The 25,852-nt window shown below is 56.4% G+C and carries 24 protein-coding genes; 10 read left to right on the top strand and 14 right to left on the bottom strand.

Annotation, left to right across the window (positions count from 1 at the left end; genetic code table 11):
* The first annotated feature begins 30 nt into the window (after window positions 1–30).
* The 4 genes from PYTT_RS03100 to PYTT_RS03085 are packed head-to-tail and all read left to right on the top strand — an operon-like array spanning window position 31 to window position 3,413.
* Window positions 31–564, top strand: a complete 534-nt coding sequence (locus PYTT_RS03100; RefSeq protein ID WP_067777095.1) for a hypothetical protein — start codon at window positions 31–33, stop codon at window positions 562–564.
* Complete coding sequence (locus tag PYTT_RS03095; protein ID WP_083076900.1) at window positions 521–1,300, top strand: LysM peptidoglycan-binding domain-containing protein; 780 nt, start codon at window positions 521–523, stop codon at window positions 1,298–1,300. The genes PYTT_RS03100 and PYTT_RS03095 overlap by 44 nt, the downstream gene beginning before the upstream one ends.
* Window positions 1,301–1,322: 22 nt before the next feature.
* Complete coding sequence (locus PYTT_RS12935) at window positions 1,323–2,003, top strand: YwaF family protein (RefSeq protein ID WP_083076903.1); 681 nt, start codon at window positions 1,323–1,325, stop codon at window positions 2,001–2,003.
* A 45-nt stretch (window positions 2,004–2,048) separates the two neighbouring features.
* Window positions 2,049–3,413 carry an APC family permease gene (locus PYTT_RS03085; protein ID WP_067777104.1) on the top strand — a complete coding sequence of 455 codons (1,365 nt, stop codon included), beginning with the start codon at window positions 2,049–2,051 and terminating at the stop codon, window positions 3,411–3,413.
* Between the two features lie 7 nt (window positions 3,414–3,420).
* Here PYTT_RS03085 and PYTT_RS03080 read toward each other — a convergent pair whose 3' ends face one another.
* Window positions 3,421–4,161 (bottom strand): phosphodiester glycosidase family protein, encoded by a 741-nt coding sequence (locus PYTT_RS03080; RefSeq protein ID WP_067777107.1) that lies wholly within the window; start codon window positions 4,159–4,161, stop codon window positions 3,421–3,423.
* A gap of 202 nt (window positions 4,162–4,363) precedes the next feature.
* On the opposite strand from PYTT_RS03080, the gene ilvB reads away from it, so the two are divergent.
* Entirely contained in the window at window positions 4,364–6,217 is a 1,854-nt protein-coding gene (gene ilvB / locus PYTT_RS03075; RefSeq protein ID WP_067777110.1) for a biosynthetic-type acetolactate synthase large subunit, read from the top strand.
* A gap of 63 nt (window positions 6,218–6,280) precedes the next feature.
* Entirely contained in the window at window positions 6,281–7,804 is a 1,524-nt protein-coding gene (locus PYTT_RS03070; protein WP_067777113.1) for a hypothetical protein, read from the top strand.
* A 60-nt stretch (window positions 7,805–7,864) separates the two neighbouring features.
* Here PYTT_RS03070 and gatA read toward each other — a convergent pair whose 3' ends face one another.
* The 12 genes from gatA to mce form a co-directional block, all read right to left on the bottom strand.
* Window positions 7,865–9,280, bottom strand: a complete 1,416-nt coding sequence (gene gatA, locus PYTT_RS03065) for an Asp-tRNA(Asn)/Glu-tRNA(Gln) amidotransferase subunit GatA (RefSeq protein WP_067777117.1) — start codon at window positions 9,278–9,280, stop codon at window positions 7,865–7,867.
* A 19-nt stretch (window positions 9,281–9,299) separates the two neighbouring features.
* Window positions 9,300–9,593: an Asp-tRNA(Asn)/Glu-tRNA(Gln) amidotransferase subunit GatC gene (gatC, locus tag PYTT_RS03060; RefSeq protein WP_067777120.1), complete on the bottom strand. Its 294-nt coding sequence runs from the start codon at window positions 9,591–9,593 to the stop codon at window positions 9,300–9,302.
* 8 nt (window positions 9,594–9,601) lie between these two features.
* Window positions 9,602–9,919 (bottom strand): hypothetical protein, encoded by a 318-nt coding sequence (locus PYTT_RS03055; RefSeq protein ID WP_067777123.1) that lies wholly within the window; start codon window positions 9,917–9,919, stop codon window positions 9,602–9,604.
* A gap of 3 nt (window positions 9,920–9,922) precedes the next feature.
* Window positions 9,923–10,531 (bottom strand): hypothetical protein, encoded by a 609-nt coding sequence (locus PYTT_RS03050; RefSeq protein WP_141675857.1) that lies wholly within the window; start codon window positions 10,529–10,531, stop codon window positions 9,923–9,925.
* Window positions 10,532–10,639: 108 nt separating this feature from the next.
* Entirely contained in the window at window positions 10,640–13,300 is a 2,661-nt protein-coding gene (locus tag PYTT_RS03045; protein ID WP_067777130.1) for an MFS transporter, read from the bottom strand.
* Between the two features lie 136 nt (window positions 13,301–13,436).
* Window positions 13,437–14,930 (bottom strand): butyryl-CoA:acetate CoA transferase, encoded by a 1,494-nt coding sequence (locus PYTT_RS03040; RefSeq protein WP_071133257.1) that lies wholly within the window; start codon window positions 14,928–14,930, stop codon window positions 13,437–13,439.
* 117 nt (window positions 14,931–15,047) lie between these two features.
* Window positions 15,048–15,776, bottom strand: coding sequence for a biotin--[acetyl-CoA-carboxylase] ligase (locus PYTT_RS03035; RefSeq protein WP_067773169.1), 729 nt, complete (start codon window positions 15,774–15,776; stop codon window positions 15,048–15,050).
* Between the two features lie 82 nt (window positions 15,777–15,858).
* Window positions 15,859–17,259, bottom strand: a complete 1,401-nt coding sequence (locus tag PYTT_RS03030) for a sodium ion-translocating decarboxylase subunit beta (RefSeq protein ID WP_067773172.1) — start codon at window positions 17,257–17,259, stop codon at window positions 15,859–15,861.
* A gap of 52 nt (window positions 17,260–17,311) precedes the next feature.
* On the bottom strand, window positions 17,312–17,716 hold the full coding sequence (locus tag PYTT_RS03025) for a biotin/lipoyl-containing protein (RefSeq protein WP_067773175.1): 405 nt from the start codon (window positions 17,714–17,716) through the stop codon (window positions 17,312–17,314).
* Window positions 17,717–17,767: 51 nt separating this feature from the next.
* Complete coding sequence (locus tag PYTT_RS03020) at window positions 17,768–18,253, bottom strand: OadG family transporter subunit (RefSeq protein ID WP_067773178.1); 486 nt, start codon at window positions 18,251–18,253, stop codon at window positions 17,768–17,770.
* A 3-nt stretch (window positions 18,254–18,256) separates the two neighbouring features.
* Window positions 18,257–19,813, bottom strand: coding sequence for an acyl-CoA carboxylase subunit beta (locus PYTT_RS03015; RefSeq protein WP_067773261.1), 1,557 nt, complete (start codon window positions 19,811–19,813; stop codon window positions 18,257–18,259).
* 26 nt (window positions 19,814–19,839) lie between these two features.
* Entirely contained in the window at window positions 19,840–20,271 is a 432-nt protein-coding gene (gene mce, locus PYTT_RS03010) for a methylmalonyl-CoA epimerase (RefSeq protein ID WP_067773181.1), read from the bottom strand.
* A gap of 185 nt (window positions 20,272–20,456) precedes the next feature.
* Here mce and PYTT_RS03000 point away from each other — a divergent pair, with 185 nt between their 5' ends.
* Entirely contained in the window at window positions 20,457–22,004 is a 1,548-nt protein-coding gene (locus PYTT_RS03000; RefSeq protein ID WP_083076467.1) for a TIGR03790 family protein, read from the top strand.
* Window positions 22,005–22,093: 89 nt separating this feature from the next.
* On the opposite strand, the gene PYTT_RS02995 is transcribed toward PYTT_RS03000, so the two are convergent.
* Entirely contained in the window at window positions 22,094–22,531 is a 438-nt protein-coding gene (locus tag PYTT_RS02995; RefSeq protein WP_067773190.1) for a hypothetical protein, read from the bottom strand.
* A gap of 150 nt (window positions 22,532–22,681) precedes the next feature.
* On the opposite strand from PYTT_RS02995, the gene PYTT_RS02990 reads away from it, so the two are divergent.
* The 3 genes from PYTT_RS02990 to PYTT_RS02980 all read left to right on the top strand — a co-directional run bounded on the left by PYTT_RS02990 (window position 22,682) and on the right by PYTT_RS02980 (window position 25,783).
* Window positions 22,682–23,749 carry a hypothetical protein gene (locus PYTT_RS02990; protein WP_141675717.1) on the top strand — a complete coding sequence of 356 codons (1,068 nt, stop codon included), beginning with the start codon at window positions 22,682–22,684 and terminating at the stop codon, window positions 23,747–23,749.
* A gap of 26 nt (window positions 23,750–23,775) precedes the next feature.
* On the top strand, window positions 23,776–24,222 hold the full coding sequence (locus tag PYTT_RS02985; RefSeq protein WP_245741059.1) for an NADH-quinone oxidoreductase subunit A: 447 nt from the start codon (window positions 23,776–23,778) through the stop codon (window positions 24,220–24,222).
* A 154-nt stretch (window positions 24,223–24,376) separates the two neighbouring features.
* Complete coding sequence (locus PYTT_RS02980) at window positions 24,377–25,783, top strand: MBL fold metallo-hydrolase RNA specificity domain-containing protein (protein WP_067773199.1); 1,407 nt, start codon at window positions 24,377–24,379, stop codon at window positions 25,781–25,783.
* Window positions 25,784–25,852: the final 69 nt, after the last annotated feature.

The following is a 25,852-nucleotide window of genomic DNA, read 5'->3' as shown; positions in this document are numbered from 1 at the left end:
GGAACCGCCCTTTTACCCTCTGGCGATACTATGCCGTCGATACCCGACGAAGAGATGGAGTATGCTCTTGAGAACACTCATGTTCTCTACGAGCCTGCCCGGCGTATCGATACTTTCGGGGATACCCGGTTCGATTTTATCCTTTTGTCCGAACCCATGGATGCCGTGGGGATGTGTCGCGTGCGTTCGGGTCATGTAGAAGCACAGAGGCCGAAGATTATCAGGCCGGAGGCTTATCGCGATCTGGAAGTGGAGGGATTCGGCGCTCATGGCAGGCAGTTTTTCGACTGGTTGAAGGCCCGGGGCGCCAAGTTGCAGATGCTGCTTCAATACGGTTTCCGGTTCAGCCGGTCGGATGTGCAGGAGGTGCTGCTGCACGAGAATATGGCAGATGTGCGGGGCCGGGTGGTGGATGAAGCCTTGCATTCCGGGAATGCTCTGCGTGTGGTGTTGGAAGGAGTGGATGACGATTGGGAGATATGCCTGTTGAAGTTTACCCTTGAAATGGTTCAAAAGTCTCATGAAATCAATATTTTCGATTTTCGCCGCAAAGGCCTGCTTTAGTTTGTGTGGTCTGGGCGGTTTGTTGTCCGCTGCTGAAGTCAATTATTCGCTTTGGCCGAAGAGGCCGGAGCAGCTGGTGCATGCCCGCGAGCTGGTGAAGCAGAATCGGCTGCAGGAAGCAACGGCCCTGCTGCAGGAGTATTTGCACGATAAGCGTATTGCGGGCAAGGAGGCGCGGTATATTGTATCCCAGATCAATATCCGTGAGTATTTGTCGCGTGATAATCCCGCGGTCGTTCCCTATACGGTCAGAGGCGGAGATTCGTATTTCAAGATTGCCCAAAAGACGAAGACGAGCATTGATATGCTGCTGTACCTGAACGGGACGATAGATTTGAACAAGTTGCAGGCCGGGCAGAAGCTTTTGCTGCGACCGATGCAGTTGACGATGGAAATCAATCTTCCGATGAAGGAGATTCTGGTATGGGATGGCGGTAAGCTGGTGTCGAGCTATCCTCTGCTGGCTGTGCGCGACGGCGGGACGGGGAATGTGGAGACATCCGTTCTGAGCAAATCTGCCAGTCTGGACGGGGCTTCGGTAAGCCATCAGTCCCAGACGTATGCAGCGGCCAACAAGACGTTGAATTTGAAGGCAGGCACGTTGATAGTCGGCAATACGCGCGATAGCCGTCCTGATGAGAAAGGATATTTTCTTTCCGTGGAGGATTGCAATGAGCTCGGGCTGCTGATGGCTCCGGGAAATACGGTGTCTATCATACGTTCTGTGGAACGGTAACGGTGCCTGTACGGCGAATCGCATGGTAGCTTCTTCATTTATCCTCGGTTCGTGGTCGCATGTTTTCGCCCTGGCGAGCATTGCTTTGCTGGGATATGCCTATATGGTTCGGGTGCGCCCCTGGGTCGGGGGCAGGAAGGTGTTTGCGGAGCGGTGCCTTGGCATTCTGTGCCTGTGTACTTATGTGCTGAGTATTGTTGCCAAGGCGATTTCAGGAGATTGTTCATCATGGCAGGAATGCCTTCCGTTGCACTTTTGCGCATGGATGGAGCTGGCCTGTTTTTTTGCGCTGTGGTTTCGCCGTCCTTTGATGTGTGCTCTGGCCTATTTCGGAGTGTTGGCGGCGAGCGTTCAAGGGTTGGTGACTCCGACTCTGGGGAGCGATTTTCCTTCGATCAGTTATTTCGCCTTCTTTTTGTCGCATGGCGTGATTCTTGTTGCGGCGCTTTCTTTGCCGATCGTGTTCGGATGGAGGGCCGGATGTGGCGATCCGTGGCGTGTTCAGTTGATCGGGATTGCGTATTTGGCATGTATGGTTCCGGTGAATTGGTGGCTGGGAACCAATTACGGTTTTACGCGAGTAGCCCCCGTTGCCGGTAGTATTCTGGATTATATGGGAGCGCCTCCTTGGTATTTGTTGTCTATTCAGGTGCCTTTGGCACTACTGTTGTATCTGCTGTATTTGCCGGTAAAAAACAGATAGGAAATCTGCTTGCCTCCAGCAGTCGATTGGGGGATAAAAGCAGGTATGGACGATGAACAGAATTCCGATGTTTCTTCCGAAGGAGATGTGCCGAAGGCTTCTGCCGGGCAGGCAGAGCTAAAGCCATGCGGCGTTTTAGCGGGGCTTTCCATCGGCATCGGAGCAATTGTGGGAGGCGGTGTGTTTGCGACGATGGGGCCTGCCGTTGTCAGTTCTCAGGGAGGCGCGCCGTTGGCGTATGCCTTGGGCGTGGTGCTGGCTGTGCTGACGGCATTCGGGTATATCCGTATGACGCTTCTGTACCCGATGCGGGGCGGTACGGTGGGATTTTTTACAATTGCTTTCGGTACTGGCTATGTGTCTTCCTGTTTGAATTTGCTGCTGGTGGTTTGTTATGCTTGTATAGCATCCTTGTTTGCCGGGGTATTTGGCGCGTATTTGGCTTCCTTGCTCCATTTCCGGGGGAATGAGTTGAATTTGGCGACGCAGGTGTTTGCTTGCCTGGGTATTGTGGCGGTGGCTTATTTGAATTTGAGCAAGGCGTCGGCGATTCCCCGTTTGTCTCTTCGTTTGAATGCTATCAAGCTGACGGTGATGGGTGTGTTCATGGTAGCCGCTTTTCTGGCTCCGACATGGGATAGCCACAATTTCGCTCTGGAAAACTGGGGGACGCCATGGAGTGTGGTGTCTGGCGGCTTGATGATTTTTATCAGCTATGAAGGCTTCGAGTTGATTGCTTCGTCGAAGAGACCGTTTGCCAATCCGAAACGGACGGTTCCGATTGCATATATGGGGACGCTGGCCGTCGCTTTTCTTTTTTATGTGTTGATGGCGGTGGCGACGGTGGGTAATGCGGATCTGTCTCTTGCTTCCGAGCAAAGCGCATATTTGATTTCTGCGGTAGCGGAGCGGTTCATGGGTACGGGCGGGGCTATTCTTTTGTGCGTGGGTGCCATTGTTTCCGCTTTGTCGGCTTTGAGTACGGATGTTTTTTCCGTGTCCGAGATGCCTGGACTGATGGCTGAGCAGAAGGAGATGCCAAACCGTTTTGCACCGACTTCCCCAAGAGCGCGGATGTGGGGGATCGTGTTTGTGTGTACCATGTTGCTGGTGTTTGTGAATGTGTTGACGGTGGCGGAGCTGACGGCTGCTTCCAGTATGGGGTTTCTTTTCGTGTATCTGATCGTCAATCTGGTGTCCCTGAAGATTACACCGCGGTCGAAGCAGGCCTGGATTTTGTCAGGCTCGGCAGCCGGAGGGTGCCTGTTGGCTATTGTGCTGCTGTTCGTGCATTTGGCGACTTCTTCCCGTGCTCATATCGTGATTACGGTGGCTTTGTGCATGCTGGCACTGCCGTTTGTCTGGCAATCTTTGTATTTTGCCTTTCGCTGGTTGAGGCACAGAGGATGATAAAGACCTATCTCGGCGCAACGCCGAGGTAATTGCGTACGCTTTTGACGGAAGGGTAGTAGATGTCCGGAGTTTTCACCCAGTAGGATGATGAAGAGCCTCCGTCGAGATTGAGCGCCATGTGGACGTTGAAGTTGCCCAGAGTGCCGTTTTCATGCAGCCATTCCGCCAGTTCCTTCAAGGTGAGGGCGGAGGTGGTGGCGATGCACCATTTGCCTTTGCCGTCCGTGGCGATGAAGGTGCGGTAGGCGCGGCGCGTGTTGTTGAGCCCCGATACGATGTGGCCTTTTTCGATGAGGAAGGGGCCTCCTTGCAGAGCGTTGGCGATAATGGGTTTTTCTTTTTGGGCAAGGTAGTCTTTGCTGCGGACGAGCTGGATTTTTTTCCCGGTGTCGTACACCAGCCCTGAGACGGAGAAGGCTCCCGATTGGATGGGATGGATTTGTTTGCCGTTTTGCACGACCATGCCGAGAGGCGTGCCTTCCTTGTCCGCGCCGAAGTAGCCGCCGTTGACACCTGCCTGGCACTTATGCCGGGTCATGGCTTTGGAGAGGGAGCCGTATTGCGGAGATGAGCAGTCGGTTTCGTCGATGACCTGGAGGCGATGCGTTTTTTCCTGGAAGAAATAGGCGTGGATTTTGTCCGTCGGAGAGAGGATTCCTGTTTTTCGGGTATGGGTCTGATGCTGTGCGAAAAGGGGGGGTAAAGACAGAAGAGCGAGAATGAGACCCGTGAAAAAATGCTTCATAAGGTCTCTATGGTAATGCCGATGGCCGTTTGTGTGGAGAAGGGAGTGTGTCAGTGTATTGCCGACCGGAAATAGCAGGGGTGTTTTCTGACGCTAGAACGTAGAAAAGCCTTTTCAAAACTCTTTCTCTTTGTTACCCTGCCACCGCATACTCGACTCTGTGGTCGGGGTGTAATTTCGTAACTTCATCAAGATACATACTATGACAGCGAATGATTCGAATAAGGACACATTGACTCAGCACTCCATGACCGGGGCGGAAGCCCTTGTCGAAAGTCTTGTACGTCAGGGTGTCGACGTCGTCTTTGCGTATCCTGGTGGAGCCAGCATGCCCATCCATCAGGCGTTGAGCAAGGAGTCCCGGATACGGACGATTCTGCCCCGTCACGAGCAGGGCGGCGGTTTCGCCGCGGAGGGTTACGGCAGGGCGACGGGCAAGGTGGGGGTGTGCATTTCGACTTCCGGTCCGGGAGCGACGAATATGATTACGCCGATTGCCGATGCCTATCTGGATTCCACTCCGATGGTTGCCATTACGGCACAGGTGGTCAGCTCGCTGATCGGCCGAGGAGCATTTCAGGAGACGGATGTGTTCGGAATGACGGCTCCCATCGTGAAGCACAGCTATCTGGTGACGAAGCTGGAGGATATTCCCCGTGTGATCAACGAAGCTTTTTATCTGGCGCAGTCGGGGCGTCCCGGTCCTGTCGTGATCGATATTCCCAAGGATTTTCAGGAAGGTTCTTTTGTGCCGGATTTCGATGACGAAAAGGATCTTCCGGGATACGATCCGAATGTGGAATGTCCATCCGACCGCCTGAAGGCTCTTGTCCCGCTGATTCTTTCGGCCAAACGCCCGGCCATTTATGCAGGTGGCGGCGTGATTTCCGCCGAAGCCTCCGATGAGCTTGTCGAGTTCGCCGAGCTGGCCCAGATTCCCGTGGCGACATCCCTGATGGGGATCGGAGCCATGCCGGAGACTCATCCTCTTTCGGTTCGCTGGCTGGGTATGCATGGCGCCGTGTATGCGAACAATACCGTGAATGAAGCCGATCTCGTGATTGCGCTCGGAGCTCGTTTCGACGACAGAGTGACGGGGGCCGTCAGCAAATTCTGTCCGGATGCGACGATCGTGCATGTCGATATCGACGCTTCGGAAATCAACAAGAACAAGAAGGTCAAGTACCCGGTTCGTGCCAATGTCAAGGACGCCTTGCAGGTGCTCAATGCCGAATTGAAAGCACTGGGATGCAAGCGCGAACGCTATGATGTTTCCCGTCGCGCCGAATGGTTCCGCCAGATCGAGGATTGGAAGGAGCAGTATCCCCTGAGTTATGAAGAGCGCGACGGTTATATTGCCCCCCAGACCGTGATTGAAGAGCTGTATCGCCAGACGGCGGAGCTTGATCCGATTATTACGACGGGCGTGGGGCAGCATCAGATGTTTGCCGCGCAGTTCTACAAGTTCGACAAACCGAGGAGGCTGGCTACATCCGGCGGCCTTGGTTCCATGGGGTACGGTTTGCCTGCCGCCATGGGGGTGCAGATGGCATATCCCGATCGGCTGGTGGTCAATATCGACGGCGACGGTTCTTTCCTGATGAATGTGCAGGAACTGGCAACGATCAAGGTGGAGCGCATGCCGATCAAGTGCCTTGTGTTGAATAATCAGCATCTTGGCATGGTGGTGCAGTGGGAGGATTTGAAGTACGATTCCAATCGTGCCCAGACGTTCCTTGCCGATGCTCATGACGATTATGACCCGACCCATCAGACGCCCGAAGTTATTTACCCCGATTTCCCCACGTTGTGTGCGGGATTCGGCATCAAGTGCGAACGGGTCACCAGGCAGGAAGATCTGGCCGCAGCCATAGCCCGCATGATTGCTTCTCCTGAAGCGTATGTGCTGGATGTCATGGTGCCGTATGATGTGCACGTGCTGCCGCTGATTCCCGGTGGCATGAGCTACAAGGATGTTTTGCTGGAACGCATCGCCGGAGACGGCAAGGGTCGCAAGGCATCGGATTTGGGCAAGACACTGCCGTCTGCTCTGTAATTCATCATCAACGAGGCAGAATCCGCGATGCGGGTTCTGCCGGCTTGCTTTTTTAGATTCGCCATGTTTGCCCAAACCGCCAAAATTGTCATGGGTGCCTTGTGCATCCTTGTTTTGGCTCTGCTTTTGGGTTCCTCGGCGTCCGAGGGCAAGGAAACGCCTTTGATGCTGCTTGGCGGTATTGCCGTGCTGGCATCGATTGTCGCGTTGGGGAAGAAGGTGTGGTGGCTGTTGCTGCTGTTTCCCGTGATTGCCATTCCTATTCCGGGATTGGGGTTTCTTCCGAAATACGCGATCGCCACGATGATTGTCCTTCCGTCCATGCTGGCCTTGGGTGCGATGGGCAAATTCAAATTCACATGGCATTGGCTGCCATTGATGGATTTGCTGATGGTTGTTCTTCTAGCCTTGCTGGTGCAGGCTTATATCAGAAATCCGGCCGATATTGCCATGTTCAGCGGTCTGGATACGGAATACATCGGCGGGAAGGAGTATGTGCTTTTTATTTTCAGTTTCCTTTCCTATATTACATACTCGATGATTCCGACGAGTATGGAAGAGCTTCGCAAGCTGCTGCGGTACGCCTTTGTTGTGATTATCTTCTTCACGCTGCTCGGGTTGATGTTGGGGCAGTTGGAAGCTAGCGATTCAGGCGGTGCAGCAAATGGCGAGGATATGCAGACTGAGCGGTATGGGCGTTTCGTGGGGGTCGGTTCTTTCGTAACAATGTGGCTTTTGTGCCGATACAATCTCACCCAGATTATGCTTTCTGTTTGGCGATTACCGCTATTTCTTTGCGGTGTTGCCGGGATTTTGTTATCGGGTTTCCGTGAAAAATTGCTTGGCTTGGCTGTTGTCTGCTGTTTTATCTCTTTGATCCGCCGCCGCTTCATTGAAGTATGCCTTGCTGCCGGAGCTGGCTGTTTTGTGTTGTTCTTCATGAGTACGGCGGGCGTTTTGAAAGAGATGCCTTTTGGTATTCAACGATCTTTGGCTATTGTGCCTTTTGTGGAGGTGACTCGCGATGCCAAGGAGTCGGCGGAAGAATCGGCCGATTGGCGCAAGGAAATGTGGGCTTGGGCGTGGGATGACCGCGAGGGGTATATTATAAATCGCATGTGGGGGGACGGTTTCCGTTTGAAGGTTTCTGATGTTAAGAATGAATCCGAAATGATTTACCGCGGTAAAATTTCATTCGGTGATTTGGAATTGTTTGCCCGTGCCGGACAATGGCATAGCGGGCCGATTGAATGTATCAACCGTATCGGTTATGTGGGGCTTGTTCTCTGTTCTCTGTTGATGCTCGCCATGCTGGTCGTCAGTTTTCGAGCCTGTCGTGCCCTGCTGGGACTGAAGGAGGATTATATCGTGATGTTTATTCTGGTGCCTCTTGTGTCGCAGATCGCCCTGTGGTATATGTCTGCCGGTACATTGCAGAAATTTTCGACGTTCATTCCTACGGTGGCATTTGCCAAGTTATTGTATTGTACGGCTTTGAAGGAAGGTTATTTGACGCCGATGTGGAGGCGTGAACGGTATGTACCGCTGATGATCAGGCAGGAAGCTGCCGCTTCTCTTCCGGCTTAAAGGAAAAAAGCCGACCATCATGATGGCCGGCTTGCGTTTTATGGGAATGTCAGAAGCAGATTATGCTTTCATGGATTGCTCCATGGCTTGGGCTACACTCAGGAGGCCAGTTTCGTCGAAGTGGCGGCCGAGAAGCTGGATGCCGACGGGCAGAACGCCGTCTACCGGGCAGGGGATGGAGATGCCGGGCAGGCCTGCGAGGTTGGCCGGAATGGTGTAAATGTCTGCCAGATAGGTTTGGAGAGGCGTCATGGCACTGTCGTGCAGCTTGGGTGCAGGTGCCGGAGTGGTTGGGCCGAGGATGTAGTCGACTTCGGTATATGCCTTGCGGAAGTCTTCGGCAACGAGTGCCCTGACTTTTTGAGCGCGCGAGTAATAGGCATCGTAATAGCCGGAGCTCAAAACGTAGGTGCCGAGAATAATGCGTTTTTTGACTTCGGCACCGAATCCGGCTTCGCGGGTGCGGCGGTACAGGTCTTCCAGTCCGTTGGGAGTGTCTGCCCTCACTCCGTAACGTATGCCGTCGAATCGGGAGAGGTTGGAGGATGCTTCCGCGCAGGCGATGATGTAATAGGTTGCGACAACGGCTTCGGAATGGGGCAGGGATATTTCCACAATTTCCGCTCCCAGGGATTCGAGTGTCGCAATGGCCTTGTCGAGAGCAGCCGTGATTCGCGGATGGTTGCCGGAAGTACGGTATTCCTTGGGTACGCCGATGCGAATGCCTTTGATGTCGTGGCCGAGCCTGGCCGTGAAGTCTTCGCTTTCCCGGTTGCTGGAGGTGGAGTCGTGCGGGTCGTGGCCGCAAATGGCTTGGAGAAGGATGCCCGAGTCTTCAACCGTCTGGGTCAGAGTGCCGATTTGGTCGAGAGAGGAGGCGAAGGCTACGAGGCCGTAGCGCGAGACGCGTCCGTAAGTCGGTTTGAGGCCGACAATGCCGCAGTGCGCGGCAGGCTGGCGAATGGAGCCACCCGTATCGGAGCCGAGTGCGGCGATGGCCGTTCCGTCCGCTACGGCTGCCGCCGAACCGCTGGAGGAACCACCGGGGGCATGTTCCTGATTATGCGGGTTGCCGGTGGCACCGAATGCGGAGTTGGCTCCGGTCGATCCCATGGCGAATTCGTCCATGTTGGTGCGTCCGAAGGGTATGCCTCCGGCTGCCTTGAGTTTGGCGATGGAGGTAGCATCGTAGGGGGCAATGAAGTTTTCCAGCAGTTTGGAAGCGCAACGCGTCGGTTCGCCGTAGATGCAGATGTTGTCCTTGATGGCGATGGGTATGCCGGCCAGCTCACTGCGAACATCGGCCTGTTCGGCCTGCTTGACTGCTTTCTGCGTGTCGAACGAGATGTAGGCGTGCGTTGTCGCGTCGCGTTCTTCAATGGCTTTTGCGACGAGCCGGACGAGTTCGGCGGGAGTGGTGCTGCCGGCACGCAATTGCGCGCGCCATGATGCGAGTGTTCCAAGTTGCCTGGGCATGATTTCGTGGAGATGTGATTTAAGCCGATTCGACGACCTTCGGGACGCGTATTTGTTGAGCGGATGCCTGAGGTGCGTTCATGAGAGCGTCTTCCGGCGTCAGGCCTGGTTGCGGTTCATCGGAACGCAGTGCATCGAATGTCGGTACGGGATGATACATCGGTTCGATTCCGTCCGTATCCCACTGTTGGAGCTGGGTGACGTAGTCGAGGACCTGCGAGAGGTCTTCGGTAAAACGGGCGGTTTCTTCGTCTGTCAGTTCGATACGTGCCAGTTTGGCAATGTAGGCGACATCTATGAGGGGTTTGTTCATCGGAGGTATCAGGCCTGGTTCAGAAGGTTGAGCAGCCAGCAAAGGGATGCGATGATGGAGGCAACCAGGAGGAGGAGGAGGAGTGTGTTTTCCTTGAGCTCGCGGCGGGTGTTGTACACGTGACCTTTGTCGACGGCACATTTGATGCGGCGTGTTTGGCGCTTGGTCAGGATGTCTTCGGGTGCGCTCAGCGTGTTTTCCATTTCCTGAATACGGGTAGGAGCTCCTTGCACGAAGGCGCGGAGGTCGGCCAGTTCCTTGTCGATTTGTTGCTGGCGGAGATCCAGTTCGTCAAGCGGTGCGTATTTCGATTTGCGGGAAGCCATGAGTTAGCGGAAGATGAGGTATATAAGCCAGGCGATCAGGAGGAAGAGGGCGAGAGGAAGGTGGAAGGCGATGCCGTCCATGAAATGCTGCCCAAGTTGTTCACGGGAGAAGGGTGATTCGTTGCTGCGTTTGATTTTGCGGAGGATGTCCGTATGGTGGAAACGGCGGCCATGGGCCAAGGCTTCGCGGTAATCGTTTTCGGCGCGCTCAAGCTTGGGGATGGCGTCGCGCAGCCTTTCCTGCAGCGTATCCTTGGCCCAGTGCTGGGGATTAAGAGCCGAGAGTATCTGGATGTGTTTGCGGAAGCATTCGCAGGCTTCCTGTATTTCGTTCTGCTCCTTTTGCATGGATTCCAGTTCCTTGTCCATGCGGCGAATGGTATTGTGAAGCTTGAGTCCGGTTTCATTGAGATCGGACAGGAAGGAGTCCTTTTGCTGGTTGACTTCTTCCAGCGCCCTTTTTTGTGCCTCGAGCAGCTCGATCTGCCGCGCGGCAGCCGCAACCTGTCGGTTGACGTTTGCGGGGGAGTGAATGTCCCCGTCAGCCGCTTGCGGGTTGAGTTCCATTTGCCGATATTGCGGCTCGGGTTGCCGGGAGGGAGAAGGCGCCATGGTACGTAAAAATTACTTCACCTTTCTTAAGCAAATAGGTGCCTTGTGTCAAGACTTAATCACGACAGGCCGGATAAAGGCGGGATGTGCAGTCACGCTACGGCCGATTCACGGTTCGGACGAGTCGCGGGACGTCTGGTCTTCTTTTGTGAGTTCGGCCAGAAAGCCGCTTTCATCGATGTAGATGTGGGGCGGAACGGGGTAGGGGATGGCGAGAGTCGGCCCTTTGATGGCGCTGCCCTGTGCGCTGATGCGGTAACCCGGCAGGAGTAGGCCGCGCGTGCGGGCCCGCATACCGAGCTGGACAGTGCCGTCTCCGAGTTTGAAGACGCTTTTCATCATCGACATGGAGATGACGATGCCGGCTGGCGTGGCGTGGCAAGGTCTCCAGCGCATATTGGGCGTGCTGATGTCGGAACCTTCGCTGAAGTCGTAGAAGGGTACCTGCTTGGGAGGGATGACGGAGAGCAGGAGGCGGCGCATGTGCTGGGAACCTGCCATTTGCCCAATGGAGGAGGAGATGGGCGTGGTGGCCTGTTCGATCAGATGTACGGGCGTGAGGGTGAGGATGGGCCAAAGGACGGCGACGGTTTCTTCATGCGGTTCGTCGTGCCCGATGGTGGTCAGAAGGGCGGATTGCGGCATGAGCGCATTGACGCGCGTCAATTGCTGTGCGTTCATCCAGTATCTCTGGAAATCGACGGTGTCCTGAACTGATCTGAGGAGGATGGAGAGCCATCGGGCGGCCAGAGCCGGGTATTCCTTGGGTATTTGGTTGTCGATGACGGCGGCGGCGATTTGCAGTCCTGTCAGGAATCCTCCGTTCCAGTGGACGAGCGGCTTGTTGCCCCGTTTTTCCAATCGCTGAAGAAGGCTGTCCTTGCCGGTAGAGCAGCTGGCTTCAAGACAGATGCAGGATAATCGACGGAATTGCTTGAGGACGGACTGGCTGTCAGTTGTTTCCGCATCCATTCGGGTGCCGATGGCGGCTGTGAACGGGTAGGGGATGTGCTGCGGTTTTTTGGTAAAGACGCGGTTGCCGAAGAAGGAGAAGATGCTGCCCCAGAGGCCGTCCATGTACACGGGGATAATCGGAGCCTGTGCCCGGCGGGCGATGATCTCAAGTCCCCGGCGGATGGGGCTCAGGCAGCCTGTGCGGGTGAGTTGTCCTTCGGGGAAGATGCAGATGAGGTCTCCTGCCTTGAGGCCTTCTGCCGCCTTGGCGATGGCTTCGCGCGGATTTTTGGTGGAGATGGGGAGGGAGTTGAATATTTCCAGTATCCAGCCGACGCAGCGTACGGCCGCGAATTCCTCCGCGACGATGAAGCGGATGGGACGTTTGCTGAGGAGGGTGACGAAGAGGGCGTCGGCATAGGTGACGTGGTTGACGACAATCAGGGCTCCGCCCGTTTCCGGGATGCGGTCGCCGTTGATGATGCGCGGGCGGTAGACGCATCGCATCAGCCAGATGCCGACCATACGGATGAATTCCTGGGGTATCAGTCGCAGCGTGACGATGGTGATGCCGAGGCTCAGGAGGAACAGGAGGAAGAACTGCCCCTGGGCCGGGATGCCGAGTTCATTGAGGACGAGCATGGCTCCGACGGCAACGAGTCCCATCAGGGAGTCCATCAGGTTGCCGGCGGCGATGATGTTGCCCCGGTGCGCGGGGTCGCAGTTGTCCTGCAGGAAGGCGTTGAGGGGGACGAGGTAGGCTGCGCCGAAAGCTCCGGTCAGGGCAAGGCAGATGTTGCTTCCCAGTGAGCTGGGAGCAAAGAAGGACATGGTGAGGCAGGAGATGGTGATGCCGATGGCCCCGAACGGGATGAGGCCGAGTTCGTTTTTGCGTTTGCAGAGGATGGAGGCGATGACGCCGCCGCAGATGACGCCGCCGCTGAGCCACGACATGAGCAGGGCGCACAGTGCGCTGAAGTCTTCTTCCTGTACGGCGATGCCTTTGGCGATCTGGATGATGATGAGGAAGAGGGAGCCGGCGAGGAACCAGAAGTAGGAGATGCCGATTTCGCTGAGGCGGAGGAGGCGGTGCCGCCAGAGGTATTTCAGTTGGATGAAATGCTCATAGAAGAGGCTCCATGTGAAGGGGCGCGCCTGTCCTTGTTTGTGCGGGTAGCGGGGGAGGATGAGTGAGACGATGGCGACCGGTACGGCAATGGCAAGGAAGACGATGGTGGGGACGATGGCGGCATGCCATCCGTCCCCTTCCGGCATGCTCGGGGTTTTGGAGGCTTCCAGCAGGTAGCTGTACCAGACGAAGACGCCGATTTGGGCCGCCAGAAGGACGAAGACAACGCTCATTTCGATGATGCCGGAACCGAATCCCAGATATTTGGAGCCCAGCATGTCTTTGACAATGCCTTTTTTGGCTGGGCTTAGGACGGTGGCCTGAAGAGCGAAGATGGTGAACCAGATGATGGCTCCGTGAATGTCGTGCTGGAAGAGGCAGAAGAGCATGAGCCCCATGACGATGATTTGCATGAAGGCCATGGCTTGGATGATGCGTGCCTTGCAGAAGCAGTCGGATATCCAGCCGACGAGGGGAGAGAAGAGGATGTAGGGTAATACGAAGATGGCGCCGAGGGTGTATTCCAGCGTGCTGCCTTGGCCCCAAAGCCAGACACCAAGGGGAATCAGGAGGAATTGGACGGCTTTTTCGTTAAAGGCGTTTTGAGCCTGTACGGCGACGAGCGTCCAAAATCCCCGCCATTCCTGTTTGGTCGGTTCCTTGGTTTGTGTGCTTTGTTCCTCCATGAGGGCGAGGTTATTATTTCATGAAACAGTGAAAGTGCAAGCCTAATCTCCGCGCGGGGCGGCCTGATGCAATGCTGAAAAGCCCGCATCCTGCGGGAGGCTGCGGGCTTTTTGAGTGGATGGGTTGCGGTTTCGCTTATTCGGCCGGAGCGAAGTTCGCATTGCGCATGTCGCCGGTGCCGAGGAATGCGTTGTGCATTTCGAAGGCCTTGCCGAGGTTGTGCGGCGTGTGGCCCTGCGGCGTGAGCGCCATGTAGTCGAGCAGGAGCTGCCTGTAGTCGGGATGGACGCAGTTTTCGATGATTTCCTTGGCACGGTCGCGGGGGCATTTGCCGCGGAGGTCGGCTACACCCTGTTCGGTGACGACGATGTCCACGTCGTGTTCCGTGTGGTCGTGGTGAGAGACCATCGGTACGATGGAGGAGATGGCGCCGCCCTTGGCGATGGAGGGGCAGGTGAAGATGGTAAGATAGCCGTTGCGGGCGAAGTCGCCGGAACCGCCGATGCCGTTCATCATCTGTTTGCCGAAGAAGTGCGTGGAGTTGACTTGGCCGAAGAGGTCGACTTCAATGGCCGTATTGATGCAGATGAGGCCGAGGCGCCGGACAATTTCCGGGTTGTTGGAGAGTTCCTGCGGGCGAAGGATGACTCGGGATTTGAAGAAGTCGAGATCCTTGTACATGTCCGCCAGCATGCCGTCGGAGACGGTGAGGGAGCATCCGCCGACCATGATGCAGCGACCCTGTTTCATGAGGTCGATCACGGAGTCCTGGATAACTTCCGTGTACATTTTGAAGGGAGGAATTTCCTGGCTGCGGCCGAGCGCTGCGAGTACGGCATTGGCAATGTTGCCGACGCCGGACTGGATGGGCAGGAAGCTGGCGGGAATTTTGCCTTTTTTCAGTTCTTCTTCAAGGAAGACTACGACGTTTTCACCGATTTTATCCGTGACGGGGTCGCCGTCCTTGAAAGCGCCGATGCCGTCCGGTTCGTTGGTGTGGACAATGCCGACGATTTTTGCAGGATCGACCTTGAGCGTGTGTGTGCCGATACGGTGGTCGGGGGCGATCAGGGGCAGGGGTTCGCGGTGGGGCGGGTCGAGCGGCATGTAGATGTCGTGCATTTCGCGGAGTTCCTTCGGATGGTAGGAGTTCAGCTCAATGATGATGCGGTCCGCGAGTTTGCAGTAGGTGGGAGAGTTGCCTCCGGCCGTGGTGAGAGTGATTTCGCCGTCGTCGGTGATGTTGGCCGCTTCGATGATGGCCGTTTTGACGCGGGGAAGGGCTCCGTAGCGCATGTATTGGGCCGTATGCGAAAGGTGCATGTCGTTGTAGCGCGTGTGGCCGCCGTTGATGTTTTTGCGCAGATCGGGGCTGGATTGGTAGGGGGTGCGCTGGTCGACTGCATTGGCTTTGGCCAGAGCACCGTCCGTAGAGGCGCTGGTGGAGGCACCGGTGAAGAGGTTGATTTTGAACGGGCGGCCTGCGGCATGTTCTTCTTCCGCTTTTTTGGCAATGGCGCGCGTGGTTGCCTTGGGTACGCCTGCTGCGGTGAATCCGCTGAGTCCAATATTTTCGCCGTTCTCGATGAGCGCGGCAGCTTCGTCCGGAGTGAGTGTTTGATACTTCATAAAATAAGAATTGCGCTGGGAAGACTATAACGCTCCCGGCAGTTTTTTTCTAGTGCAAAATGAATTTTTTCTGGTGATTGTCCGTTTTTGTGAAAGACGGCGGTTTTGGCGCAGCCGTTACAGTTCAATCAGTCTGTTGACGGTGTGGCCCGGTATGGCGCGCAGATCCCCTTCCTTGCGGCGGAGGATGGGCGAGCCGTCGGGCGTGATGCCGATGAATGTTCCCGTGTAGTTGGCCTGATCCGTCTGGACTTCGACGGTTCGCGGTTTTCCCCATGCCTGTTCCAATTTCGGCATGAGAGCCTGCATGCCGTTTTGGACGAAAGCGAGGAAGTCGGTCTGGATGGCTTGCGCCAGCTGCATGGCGAATTCGTCCACGGCGGGACAGGGCGCGGCGTAGTCGGCCATACGGGCTGGTGCGTCTTTCGTTTTGCCCGCGAGGTCGGCCATGGAGTTGAGCATGTTGACGCCGATGCCGATGGTCGCCATGGTGGCGGAGGGGCGTTCGACGAGGATGCCGGCCAGTTTTTTCCTGCCGACCATGAGGTCGTTGGGCCAGCGCAGGCGTGCATCAGGTACGCGGTGCGGTTTCAATGCATCAAGCAGTGCAATGCCGGCAACGAGCGGAAGAAGGCGCCAATCGGAGGTTGATTCTTCTGCCAGAGGGACGTTGTAGGATACCCACAGTCCGCCTTCCTGGCCGATCCATTCTCTGTTGAAGCGGCCGCGGCCGCCGGTCTGTACATGGCAGCGGACGAGGCTCCACGGTGCGTGGCTGCGTGCGAGGTCGTTGGTGGAGACTGCCTCCTGTACTTCATGTACGGTCCAAGTGATGGGAGATGCCATATTCGGGAAGCAAATGGGACGGAGTTATCTTCTAGCTCCGTCCCATGCTGTTTGATTGTTTCAGCTTTTACGTCGTCCCGTCTTAATGGGAGAGGGTGGCGATGTAGTAGCCCGCGATGACTGCGGTGCCGATAACCCCGGCGACGTTCGGTCCCATGGCGTGCATGAGAAGGTAGTTGCTGGGATCTTCCTTCTGGCCGACGTTGTGCGAGACGCGTGCGGCCATCGGCACGGCGGAGACGCCGGCGGAGCCGATGAGCGGGTTGACCGGGCTCTTGCGCCAGACGAGGTTCATGAGTTTGGCGAAGAGAACGCCGCCAGCCGTAGCGACGCCGAAGGCGACGATGCCGAGGCAAATGATGCCTGCGGTTTGCGGCTGCAGGAAGCGTTCGCCCTGCATGGTGAGGCCGACGGAGGTGCCGAGAAGGATGGTGACGATGTTCATCAGTTCGTTCTGGGCGGCGCCGACGAGACGTTCGGTGACGCGGCTTTCACGCAGGAAGTTGCCGAGCATGAGCATGCCGATCAGCGGAGAAGCATCCGGAATGAGCAGGATGGTGGCGACGGTGACGAGGACGGCAAAGAAGAGTTTTTCTCCCTTGGAGACCTGCCGGAGCGATTTCATCCTGATGCGGCGTTCCTTGTGCGTGGTGAGCAGCTTCATGATGGGAGGCTGGATCAATGGTACGAGGGCCATGTATGTGTAGGCCGCGACGGCGATGGCTCCGAGAAGGTGCGGCGCGAGCTTCATGGCAAGGAAGATCGAGGTCGGACCGTCGGCACCGCCGATGATGCCGATGGAGGCCGATTCACCCTTGTTGAACCCGAACATGAGGGCCATGAAGAAGGTGACTGCCACGCCGATCTGTGCAGCTGCTCCCAGCAGGATGGTGCGGGGGGCGGCAAGCAAGGGGCCGAAGTCCGTCAACGCACCGACACCGAGGAAGATGAGCGGCGGATAGATTTCGGATTTGATGCCGAGGCCGATGAAGTCGAAGAGGCCGCCTTCGGGGGCTGTCAGCAGGTAATCCTGCGTGGCTTGTCCCTTGAGGGTGTAGTCGCCTTTGACGACTTTGCCGTTGGCGTCGACAGTCGGTTTGGCTGTCATGGGTTCCGACATCAATGCCTGATGTTCAGCGATTTTGGCCTCATTGCCTACGATTTCATCCGGTGTTTTGGTTTTGTCGTGTTCCAGGGGAATGAGGTGCAATCGGAGGGCGCCGACATCGCGGATAACGGTTTTTTGCGGTTGTCCGTCTTTGCAGGAGACAACTTCGCGGCTCATTTTCGCGATGGTCATCCCGTTGTCCGGGATGTTGGCAATGAGTGCGCCGAAGGCAATGGGCACGAGCAGCAAGGGCTCGAATTCCTTGGCGACACCCAGATAGAGGAGGACTGAGACCACCACCCACATGACAGCCATCTGCCATGTGAGGGAGAAGATGCCCATCCCCTCAATGAATGTTTCAAATGCTTCAACCATAATGGTATTCTAAACGTAGCGGCTCCCTGATTGCGGAGCCTGTACAAGGAGATTAGGCCAGAGTGGCGAGAGTTTGTCCTTCCTGCACGGTTTCACCGGGCTGGACGTTGAAGGCCGCCACGGTGCCGGCTTGCGGGGCATAGATGACGGTGTTCATTTTCATGGCTTCGAGCGTCAGGATCTGGTCGCCTTCCTTGACGGCGGTACCGGGTTTGACGTCGAGAGATACGACTTTGCCGGCGAGGGGGCTCGGAACGGGAGTTCCGGAGCCGGAAGCCGCAGGGGCGGCGACGGGAGCCGGGGCGGGAGCTGCTGCCGGAGCGGCGACGGGTGCGGAAGCGGCGACAGGGGCCGGAGCTGCCACGGCGGGAGCCGGGGCGGAGCAGCAGGTTTCACCAAGGGTTTCAACGGTCACGTCAAATGTCTGGCCGGCAACGGTAATACGAAGTTGTTTCATGATTTTTTATGTTAAGTGGTTTGTTTTGTTTTTATTGAGAGTGTGATGCAATTAGCGACGCGTCTGCATGGGAATGCGGTGCGAAGAAAAGATTTCCGATCTGCCTGCTGCGGCGTATCCGGCAGGCGATGCCTTGATGGCGACGATGCGGTGCCTTTGCCCGGCCATTTCCGTATGCACTGCTGCCGAGATGACAGCGATGAGTTCCGGAGTGAGGCTTTCCTTGGCGGAGGAATACAGGGCAGCCGCAAGAGCGGCTACTTCCTTTGCATTGCTTCCGGCCTGGGGCTGTACGGCGACGGCGGCAGCAGTTGCGGTCGGAGCGGCCGTTTGTGCTGCGGCGATGGCCGCTTCCTTGGCTTTTTTGGCATTCGTCATTTTCTGCGCCACCGTCCCCGAGATGGAGATCATGATGGCGAGGAACGAAAGGCAGGTGAACACGACGATCATGCCCATACCCTGATAACCGAATTGTTCGGTTGCAGCGCTGACGCAGATGATGTCGGTGATCGATGCGATGATGGATCCGATGATCATGGATTAGAGCGGGATGTTGCCGTGTTTCTTGGCCGGACGCACTTCCTTTTTGTTGAGGAGGGTGCGAAGGGCGAAGGCGATTTTGGCACGTGTTTCTTCCGGATTGATGACTTCGGTGATCTGGCCCATGCCTGCTGCGACATAGGGGTTGTAGAAGGCATCCCGGTATTCGTCGAGCAGTTCTGCCTGACGCTTGGCCGGTTCTTCGGCGGCTTTGAGTTCGCGACCATAGAGGACGGGGACTGCGCCTTCCGCACCCATGACGGCGATTTCGGCGCCCGGCCATGCGAAGACGGCATCGGCTCCGAGATCCTTGCAGCACATGGCGATGTAGGCGCCGCCGTATGCCTTGCGCATGATGAGCGTGACTTTGGGCACGGTGGCCTGCGAGTACGCGAAGATGAGCTTGGCGCCGTGGCGGATGATGCCGCCGCGTTCCTGGTTGACGCCGGGAAGGAATCCGGGGACGTCGACGAGGTTGACGAGGGGGGTGTTGAAGGCGTTGCAGAAGCGGATGAAGCGTGCGGCCTTGTCGGAAGCGTCGATGTCGAGGCATCCGGCTTTGACGTTGGGCTGGTTGGCGATGATGCCGACGACGACGCCACAGATGCGACCGAAGCCGACGACGACGTTTTTGGCGAAGTCGCGCTGCACTTCAAGGAAGTCCTGGTCGTCCACGAGGCGGGCGATGACTTTCTGGACGTCGAGAGGCGTGCGGTTGGTGTCCGGGATGATGTCGCTCATGCCCGGATCCTTGCCGAGGTCGAGCGGGGTGTCGAGCTTGTGCGGCGGTTCTTCCGTGTTGTTCGCCGGCAGGTAGGAGAGCAGGCGCTTGAGGATGTCGAGCGCGTGTGCATCGCTTTCGGCGACGAAGTGGACGTTGCCGGAGACGGAGGCATGGATGGCGGCGGAGCCGATGTCATCCATGGTGCATTTTTCGTAGGTGACCTGTTCGATGACTTTCGGTCCCGTGATGTACATGCCGGCATTGCCGGAGTTGCGCATGATGATGAAGTCCGTGAGGGCGGGGGAGTAGGCCGCGCCGCCTGCGCACGGGCCGCAGATCATGGAGATCTGGGGGACGACGCCGGATGCAAGGACGTTGTTGTAGAAGACCTGTGCGTAGCCGGAGAGGGCTGCGACACCTTCCTGAAGGCGCGCGCCGCCAGAGTCGTTGACCGTGACGACGGGGATGCCTGCCTTGAGGGCGTATTTCTGGGCGTCCACGATCTTCATGGCGTGCATGTAGCCGAGGGAGCCGCCCTGCGCCAGGAAGTCGGATGCGGCACAGGCCACGGGACGTCCGTCCACGAGACCGAAGCCGGAAACGACGCCGTCGCCGGGGATTTCCTTTTTGCCCATGCCGAAGTTGTGGCAATTGTGGCGCACATGCATGCCGATTTCCGTGAATGTGCCTTCCTGGAAGAGGTAGGACATACGGTCGCGGGCGGTCATTTCGCCTTTTTCGTGTCGCTTGTCGATCTTGTCCTGTCCGCCGGAAAGGATGACTTTTTTGCGGCGTTCGTTGAGATCGTCAATCAATTTGGGGTCGATAGCCATGTTGCTTGTCGTTGTGATAAGAGGGTTCAGTGCTTGCAGCCGCATCCGCAGTCGGGGTGTTCACAGAATTCCGTGAGTACGCCGAAGGTGGATTTCGGATGAAGGAAGGCGACCTGCGTGTTGTGGGCGCCAGGTACGGGGGTTTCGTTGATGAGTGCGCAACCGGCGTTTTTGGCCTGTTCCAACTGGCCAGCTACGTCGTTGCTCTTGAAAGCGATGTGGTGGATCAGTCCGCGGCCGCCATTCTTTTCCATGGCTTTGGCGATGGGGCTGTCCGGAGAGGTGGGTTCCAGAAGTTCGATGTGGACTCCGGCGACGTCGAACATGGCGACGCGCACTTTCTGGGTTGCTACTTCTTCGATGTGGGGTTCACCCAATCCCAACGCATCGCGATAGTAAGGAACTGTATCGTCAAGGCTTGTGACAGCGATGCCGATGTGATCAATTTGCTGGATCATAATAGTGTGCAGATGATAAAAAGCCCCATACCCGCGCATGTAGGCTTGGGTATTGCTGCTTTGTTGTTACAATTAAACATTATTTTTTGCCATTTGTGAAGCCAGAAATAGGGCAGGTTGCGAAAAAGTGCGTTTTCCCGTTTCCGAAACTTGTCATCGTTGAAAAACGCGGTTAGGATGAGCGTATGCATTTTCTTATCTGTTTTATCGTGCTTTGCCTGTCGGTGTGCCGGGCGGATGATTTGCAGCCCCGGCATGTGGCCGTCGTGTATAATGAGAAGTCCGATTTCAGCCGGGAGTGCGCGAAGCGGTATGCGGAGCTGCGCGGGATTCCTGCAGCTCAGGTGGTTGGCCTTTCCTGTGCGGTCAGGGAGGAGGTTTCGCGCAAGGAGTTCGAGGCGGAGGTTCTGGTTCCTTTGGCAAGGACGGCGGCGCAGCGCGGCTGGTGGCTTCCGACGCTTATCGGGCAGGCGGGCAACGGTTCCGGTGCGGAGGTTTACGTACTGGTGCTGATGCCCGATCTTCCCTTGAAGGTGCGGGAGGAGCCTCGCTCCAAGGGGCAGCCCTGGCAGCAGACGACGGCCGCCGCCGTGGATTCCGAGCTGGCTTTGCTCGGCGTGCGTGATGTGCCTCGTGCCGGGATGCTGAAGAATCCATATTACGGGCAGGATGAGAGTTTCGTGATGTCCGGGTATCCCGTGATGCTGGTGAGCCGGATCGATGCGCCTTCAAAGGAGGCTTGCCGCCGTATGATTGAGGATCCCGTTCAGGTGGAGAAGGCGGGCGGGTTGTGGGGGTGGATGTCTGTGGATGCAGGAGGGCCTTACGGTGAGGGAGACAAGTGGATGCAGAGTATTGCTGCGACGGCTTCCGGGAAGGGGGTGCCGGTGCTGATGGATTCTGCGCGGGAGACGCTGCCTGCCCATTATCCGCTGCCTGGGCCGCTGGCTTCGTATTTCGGCTGGTATGCGGGCGAGGTGAACGGGCCTTTTGCGGATGCGTCGTTCCGTTTTGCGAAGGGTGCGGTGGCTGTACATTTGCATTCTTTCAGCGCGACGACGATGAAGAGTGCTGTTCGGACATGGAGCGGTCCCCTGCTGGAACGAGGGGCGGCGGTGACGCTGGGGAATGTGTATGAGCCGTTTCTTGGCGGTTCCCATCATCTGGATGTGTTTTATGATCGTTTGTTGAAGGGGTATTCCGTGGCGGAAGCCGCTGCGATGGCGGCTCCGGCGTTTTCTTGGCAGTGTGTCGTTTTCGGAGATCCCCTGTACAGACCGTTTGCGGGAATGAAGAAGGAGGGAATGAAGAAGGATGCCCGGTTCCGGCTGTTTCAGGCGTGGTTTGTGGCGGTTGCCTCGTGGGGAGGGGAGGCGGATGTGCTGGCGGCGCAGGTGGAGAAGGCTGCCCGGCAGCCGGGGAATGCGGGGCTGTGGGAGATGCTGGCAAGCCGTGCATTGGTGAGAAAGGATTTTTCCAAGGCGGTGCGGTATTTGTCCGAGGCTTTGTTGTCTGCTACGGGGCTCGGCGACCGGGTGCGGTTGCAGCTTTTGCTGGCGGATGCCTATAAGGGAAATGGGCAGGAGGGGGAATGTGTCGGCGAGTTGCGGCGCATGCTGATGGTTTTAGGCAATACGGAGTATGCGGAGATGATTCGCAAAAAAGCGTCCGTTTTTCCTGCACTGAAGACTTTGGCTGAGGATCCTGCGGTGCGTTCTTCCAAGGTGAAGTAGCAGTTTGGTGCCGGCAGGGATGAAAAAAGAGCGCGTCCGGAGGAAGCGCTCTTTTTGTTGATGATGGTGACTGGTAGAGATGATGCAGGTTATTCGGCTGTGTCGCCTTCTTTGGCTGCGGGTTCTTCGAGGATAGCTTTCAGGGCATCGTTGCCGTAGCAGTCGGCCTGTTTGATGCGGGCGATTTCAGAGTCGACGCTCTGGCCGATGGCGCCGAGTTTCTGGAGGCATTCCTGGATTTTCTGCATGTTGGCCTGTGCTTCTTCTTCTGGGATGTTGATGTTTCCTCCGGGTACGGCGGCTTCGGCTTCCTGCTTGAGGGTTTGGAGTTCGGCCGTGCCTTTTTCCGCAGAGGCTGCATCGGTGATGGTTTTGAGCGTTCCTTCAAGTTTTTGGAGATGGACAACGAGTTTTTCCAGAGTTGCAACGCCGGATTCCTGGGCAGGAGCAGCTTCTTGTGCATTGACGAGTGCGGGCGCAATCAGGGCGGCTCCTGCGACGAACATGGATGTGTATGCTTGCATCATAGTAAGTGGCATTTTATCTTGATGGAGCTGAGTGTCAAGTTCAAAGATGGCAATCTGGTGTCTGTTTTGCTCTGAATGAAAATTTCTCTTGACAGAAACAGTGTATTTCTTCATCTTATCTTTAGTTTAGTATTTTGTTTCCAGATCGTTATGATGAGATTGCTTTTGCCTGTCCTGTTGTTTTTAAGTGCGTGGTGCCATGCCGCGGATCTTTTGGGCGCCTATGCGGCCGATGTGGAGAAGGATTATGAGAATGTGCAACAGGGAGAGGGAGGTCTGCGGTTTCAGAAGGATGGAGTGAATGTGACTGTGTTGACGATCAAGGATCAATGTGTGATGTTTTTCTTGTCCGATGCGCAAGGCGGTGAAGCGGGTGCGGCGGCTGTGCGCGATGTTCTGAAGGAGCTGCAGCCGGAGATCGTGCTGGATAAGTCGGGCGTGTACAAGGGTAAGGATGTGTATGCCCGGATGTGGAGTGAGGGAAGCGGTGATGCCGCCGTTTCCAGAGCTTGCGTGGTTTCGTCGATTGTGGTGCGCAATATGAAGAGCCGCAATAAGGATAAGTCCCGGCTGGGGCTGTCGGTGGCGGAGTTTGTGTGCGAACTGGGGGTGCCGAACCGGTTTGACGGGAAGTCGTTGGAGTGGGATGTGGACGATATGGCGGTGAGTCTGCCGCTTAACCAGTCCGTTGTGAAGCTGATTTCGTGGAAGTGGAGAGCGAAGAAGTTGCCGGAGCAGGAGGAGCGTCTGGAAGCGATGGAGCTTGCGGCTGCCAAGAAGTGGCTGCGAATGCCGGTTTATCCTGCGGATGAGCCTGCCGATCTGGAGGATGGAAGTATTCTGGTTGCCGGGACAGGAGCTCCGTATGATGTGAATCGGGCGGAGAAGGCGGTGGCGTTCGGCAATTTGTCCGGTGCTCCCAATACGATGTCTACGATCAAGACGCGGTGGGGCGTGAAGATTGCCGCTTCTCCGTGGGTGCTGGCCCGGAACGGCGAGGGTGAGGAGGCCGTGTATATTCTCGGGGCTCGCAGTGCCGTGGAGGCCGCCGCCGTACAGGCGGCACAGGCGACGGATGAGGAGCCGGTGCCGGATGAGCCCGAACCGAAAGATGCGGATACTGCCGCAGATGAGCCGGAACCGGAGTTCGACGATCCGGCCGATTTGCGTGGAGAAGATGCCGTGGAGGCTTACAAGAAGAGGATCATGGGGCTTTAAAGGGAGGCTGCTTTTCTCTCTTTCCCGTGATTTTTGCTTGGACTTTTACCTGTTTTGTGTTACAAACAGCGCAGTCACTTATGTCTCAAGAATATTTTTCCGCCCTGATTCAGTGTATCGCAGCCTTCGGTTTTGCGGGGATGGTGCTTGGTTTGAGCGTGCTGTTCGGCCGCCGCGCCAAGGTTCGCAAGCCTGCCAATATTCCTTATGAGTGCGGGATGATTCCTCTTGGCGATGGCGCTCCGATTTTCTCGGTGAAGTTTTATCTGGTAGCCATGTTGTTCGTCATTTTCGATCTGGAAGTGGTGTTCCTGTATCCGTGGGCCATCAATTTCAAGGATTTCGTGATGCAGAATCCCGAGGCTTTCGGTTCCATGTGTTTCTTTATCGGTATTCTGCTTTTTGCTTATGCTTATGCTGTAGGCAAGGGCGTGGTGAATTGGCACCATAATCCGGCTCCCCGCAAGTCCTGAACGGAGTCGTCAAGTTTTCAAGGAGCCTGCATCTTTCCGGTGCAGGTTTTTTTGTGTCGGGCGGATGCCGGCGCGCACTTTTGTCATGCTGTTTTGTGGCGAATGGAGGCTTTCTCGCTTGAATGCACTACCATTTCTGTTATGATTTCGAGTGATGAAAATACATTTCTGTGGAGCGGCAGGTACGACGACAGGGTCCCAGCATTTGCTTGAGGTGAACGGAAGGCGCATTCTGCTGGATTGCGGCATGTATCAGGGCCGGCGCGAGGAAGCGTTGAGGATCAACCGGGATTTTCCCTATTTCGATCCGAAAGCGGTCGATTGCGTGGTGTTGTCCCATGCGCATATCGACCATTCGGGCAATTTGCCCAATCTGGTGAAGAACGGTTTTAACGGCAATATCTATGCGACGCATGCGACGCGCGATTTGTGCCAGATTATGCTGCCGGATGCGGGCCGCATTCAGCAGAGCGACTGCGATTTCTTCAATAAGATGAATCAGCGGCGTGGGGGGCATGATGCGCCGGCCGTGCCGATCTATACGGAGCAGGATGCCGTGAAGTGTATGGATCAGTTTGTGACGACAGGGTATGAGCGGCCCATGCAGCTTTGCGATGGCGTTTCCATGACGTTTTACGATGCAGGCCATATTCTGGGGGCTGCGCAGGTGTGCCTTGATATCGATGACCGTGACGACGGGAAGAGGAAGAGGCTGCTGTTTTCCGGTGACGTAGGTCGTGGAAATAATGAGTTGCTGAAGAATCCGGCTGTCGTGCCCGATGTGGATATCGTGCTGATGGAGAGTACGTACGGCGGCCGTTTTCATGAGTCTCCTGCACGGAATGACGAGGCGTTTTGTGCGGTTGTGCGCGATGCGATCGAGCGTGGCGGCAAGGTGCTGATTCCCGCGTTCGCCGTCGAACGTACGCAGCAGTTGCTTTATTTGCTGCACAAGGCATACAAGAACGGTTCGTTGAAGAGTATTCCGGTGTTCGTGGATAGTCCCATGGCGGTGAGTGCGACGGAGATTTTCCGCATTCATCCGGAGTGTTTCAATAAGGAGGTGTACGATTTCCTGTTTCAAGAGAAGGATCCGTTCGGGTTCGAGCATTTGAGGCTGATTCGGTCGGTGTCGGAGTCGCAGGCGTTGAACCGTTTGAAGGGGCAGGCGATTATCATTTCCGCTTCGGGGATGTGCGAAGCAGGACGTATTCTGCACCATTTGAAGAATGGGATCGGCAATCCGAACAATACGGTGCTGTTTGTCGGCTATTGCGCGGAGCATACGCTGGGCAGGCGTATTATGGATGGAGAGAAGGAGGTGCGCATTTTCGGCGAGTTTTATCCCGTGCGTGCCCGTATCGAGGAGATGGATTCGTTTTCGGGGCATGCGGATGAGAATGAGCTGTTGCATTATTTCGGACAGATGGGGGGCTCCAAGAGCCGGGTGTTTCTCGTGCATGGCGATCCCGAGGCAACTCTTGCCATGCAGAAGGCTTTGCATGAGCGGTTCGGCTGCCAGGCTGAGATTGGCGTGCTGAACGGGTATGCCGCCTGCTGATGTTCGGTTCCCGTGCAGGATGCAAAAACCCCGGAGATTGCTCTCCGGGGTTTTTTGTCGATGTGTGAA

This window comes from Neoakkermansia glycaniphila (assembly GCF_900097105.1).
Lineage (GTDB): Bacteria > Verrucomicrobiota > Verrucomicrobiia > Verrucomicrobiales > Akkermansiaceae > Akkermansia > Akkermansia glycaniphila.
The sequence above is the reverse complement of the archived record's forward strand: the minus strand, read 5'-3'. Positions and strand labels throughout refer to the sequence as shown.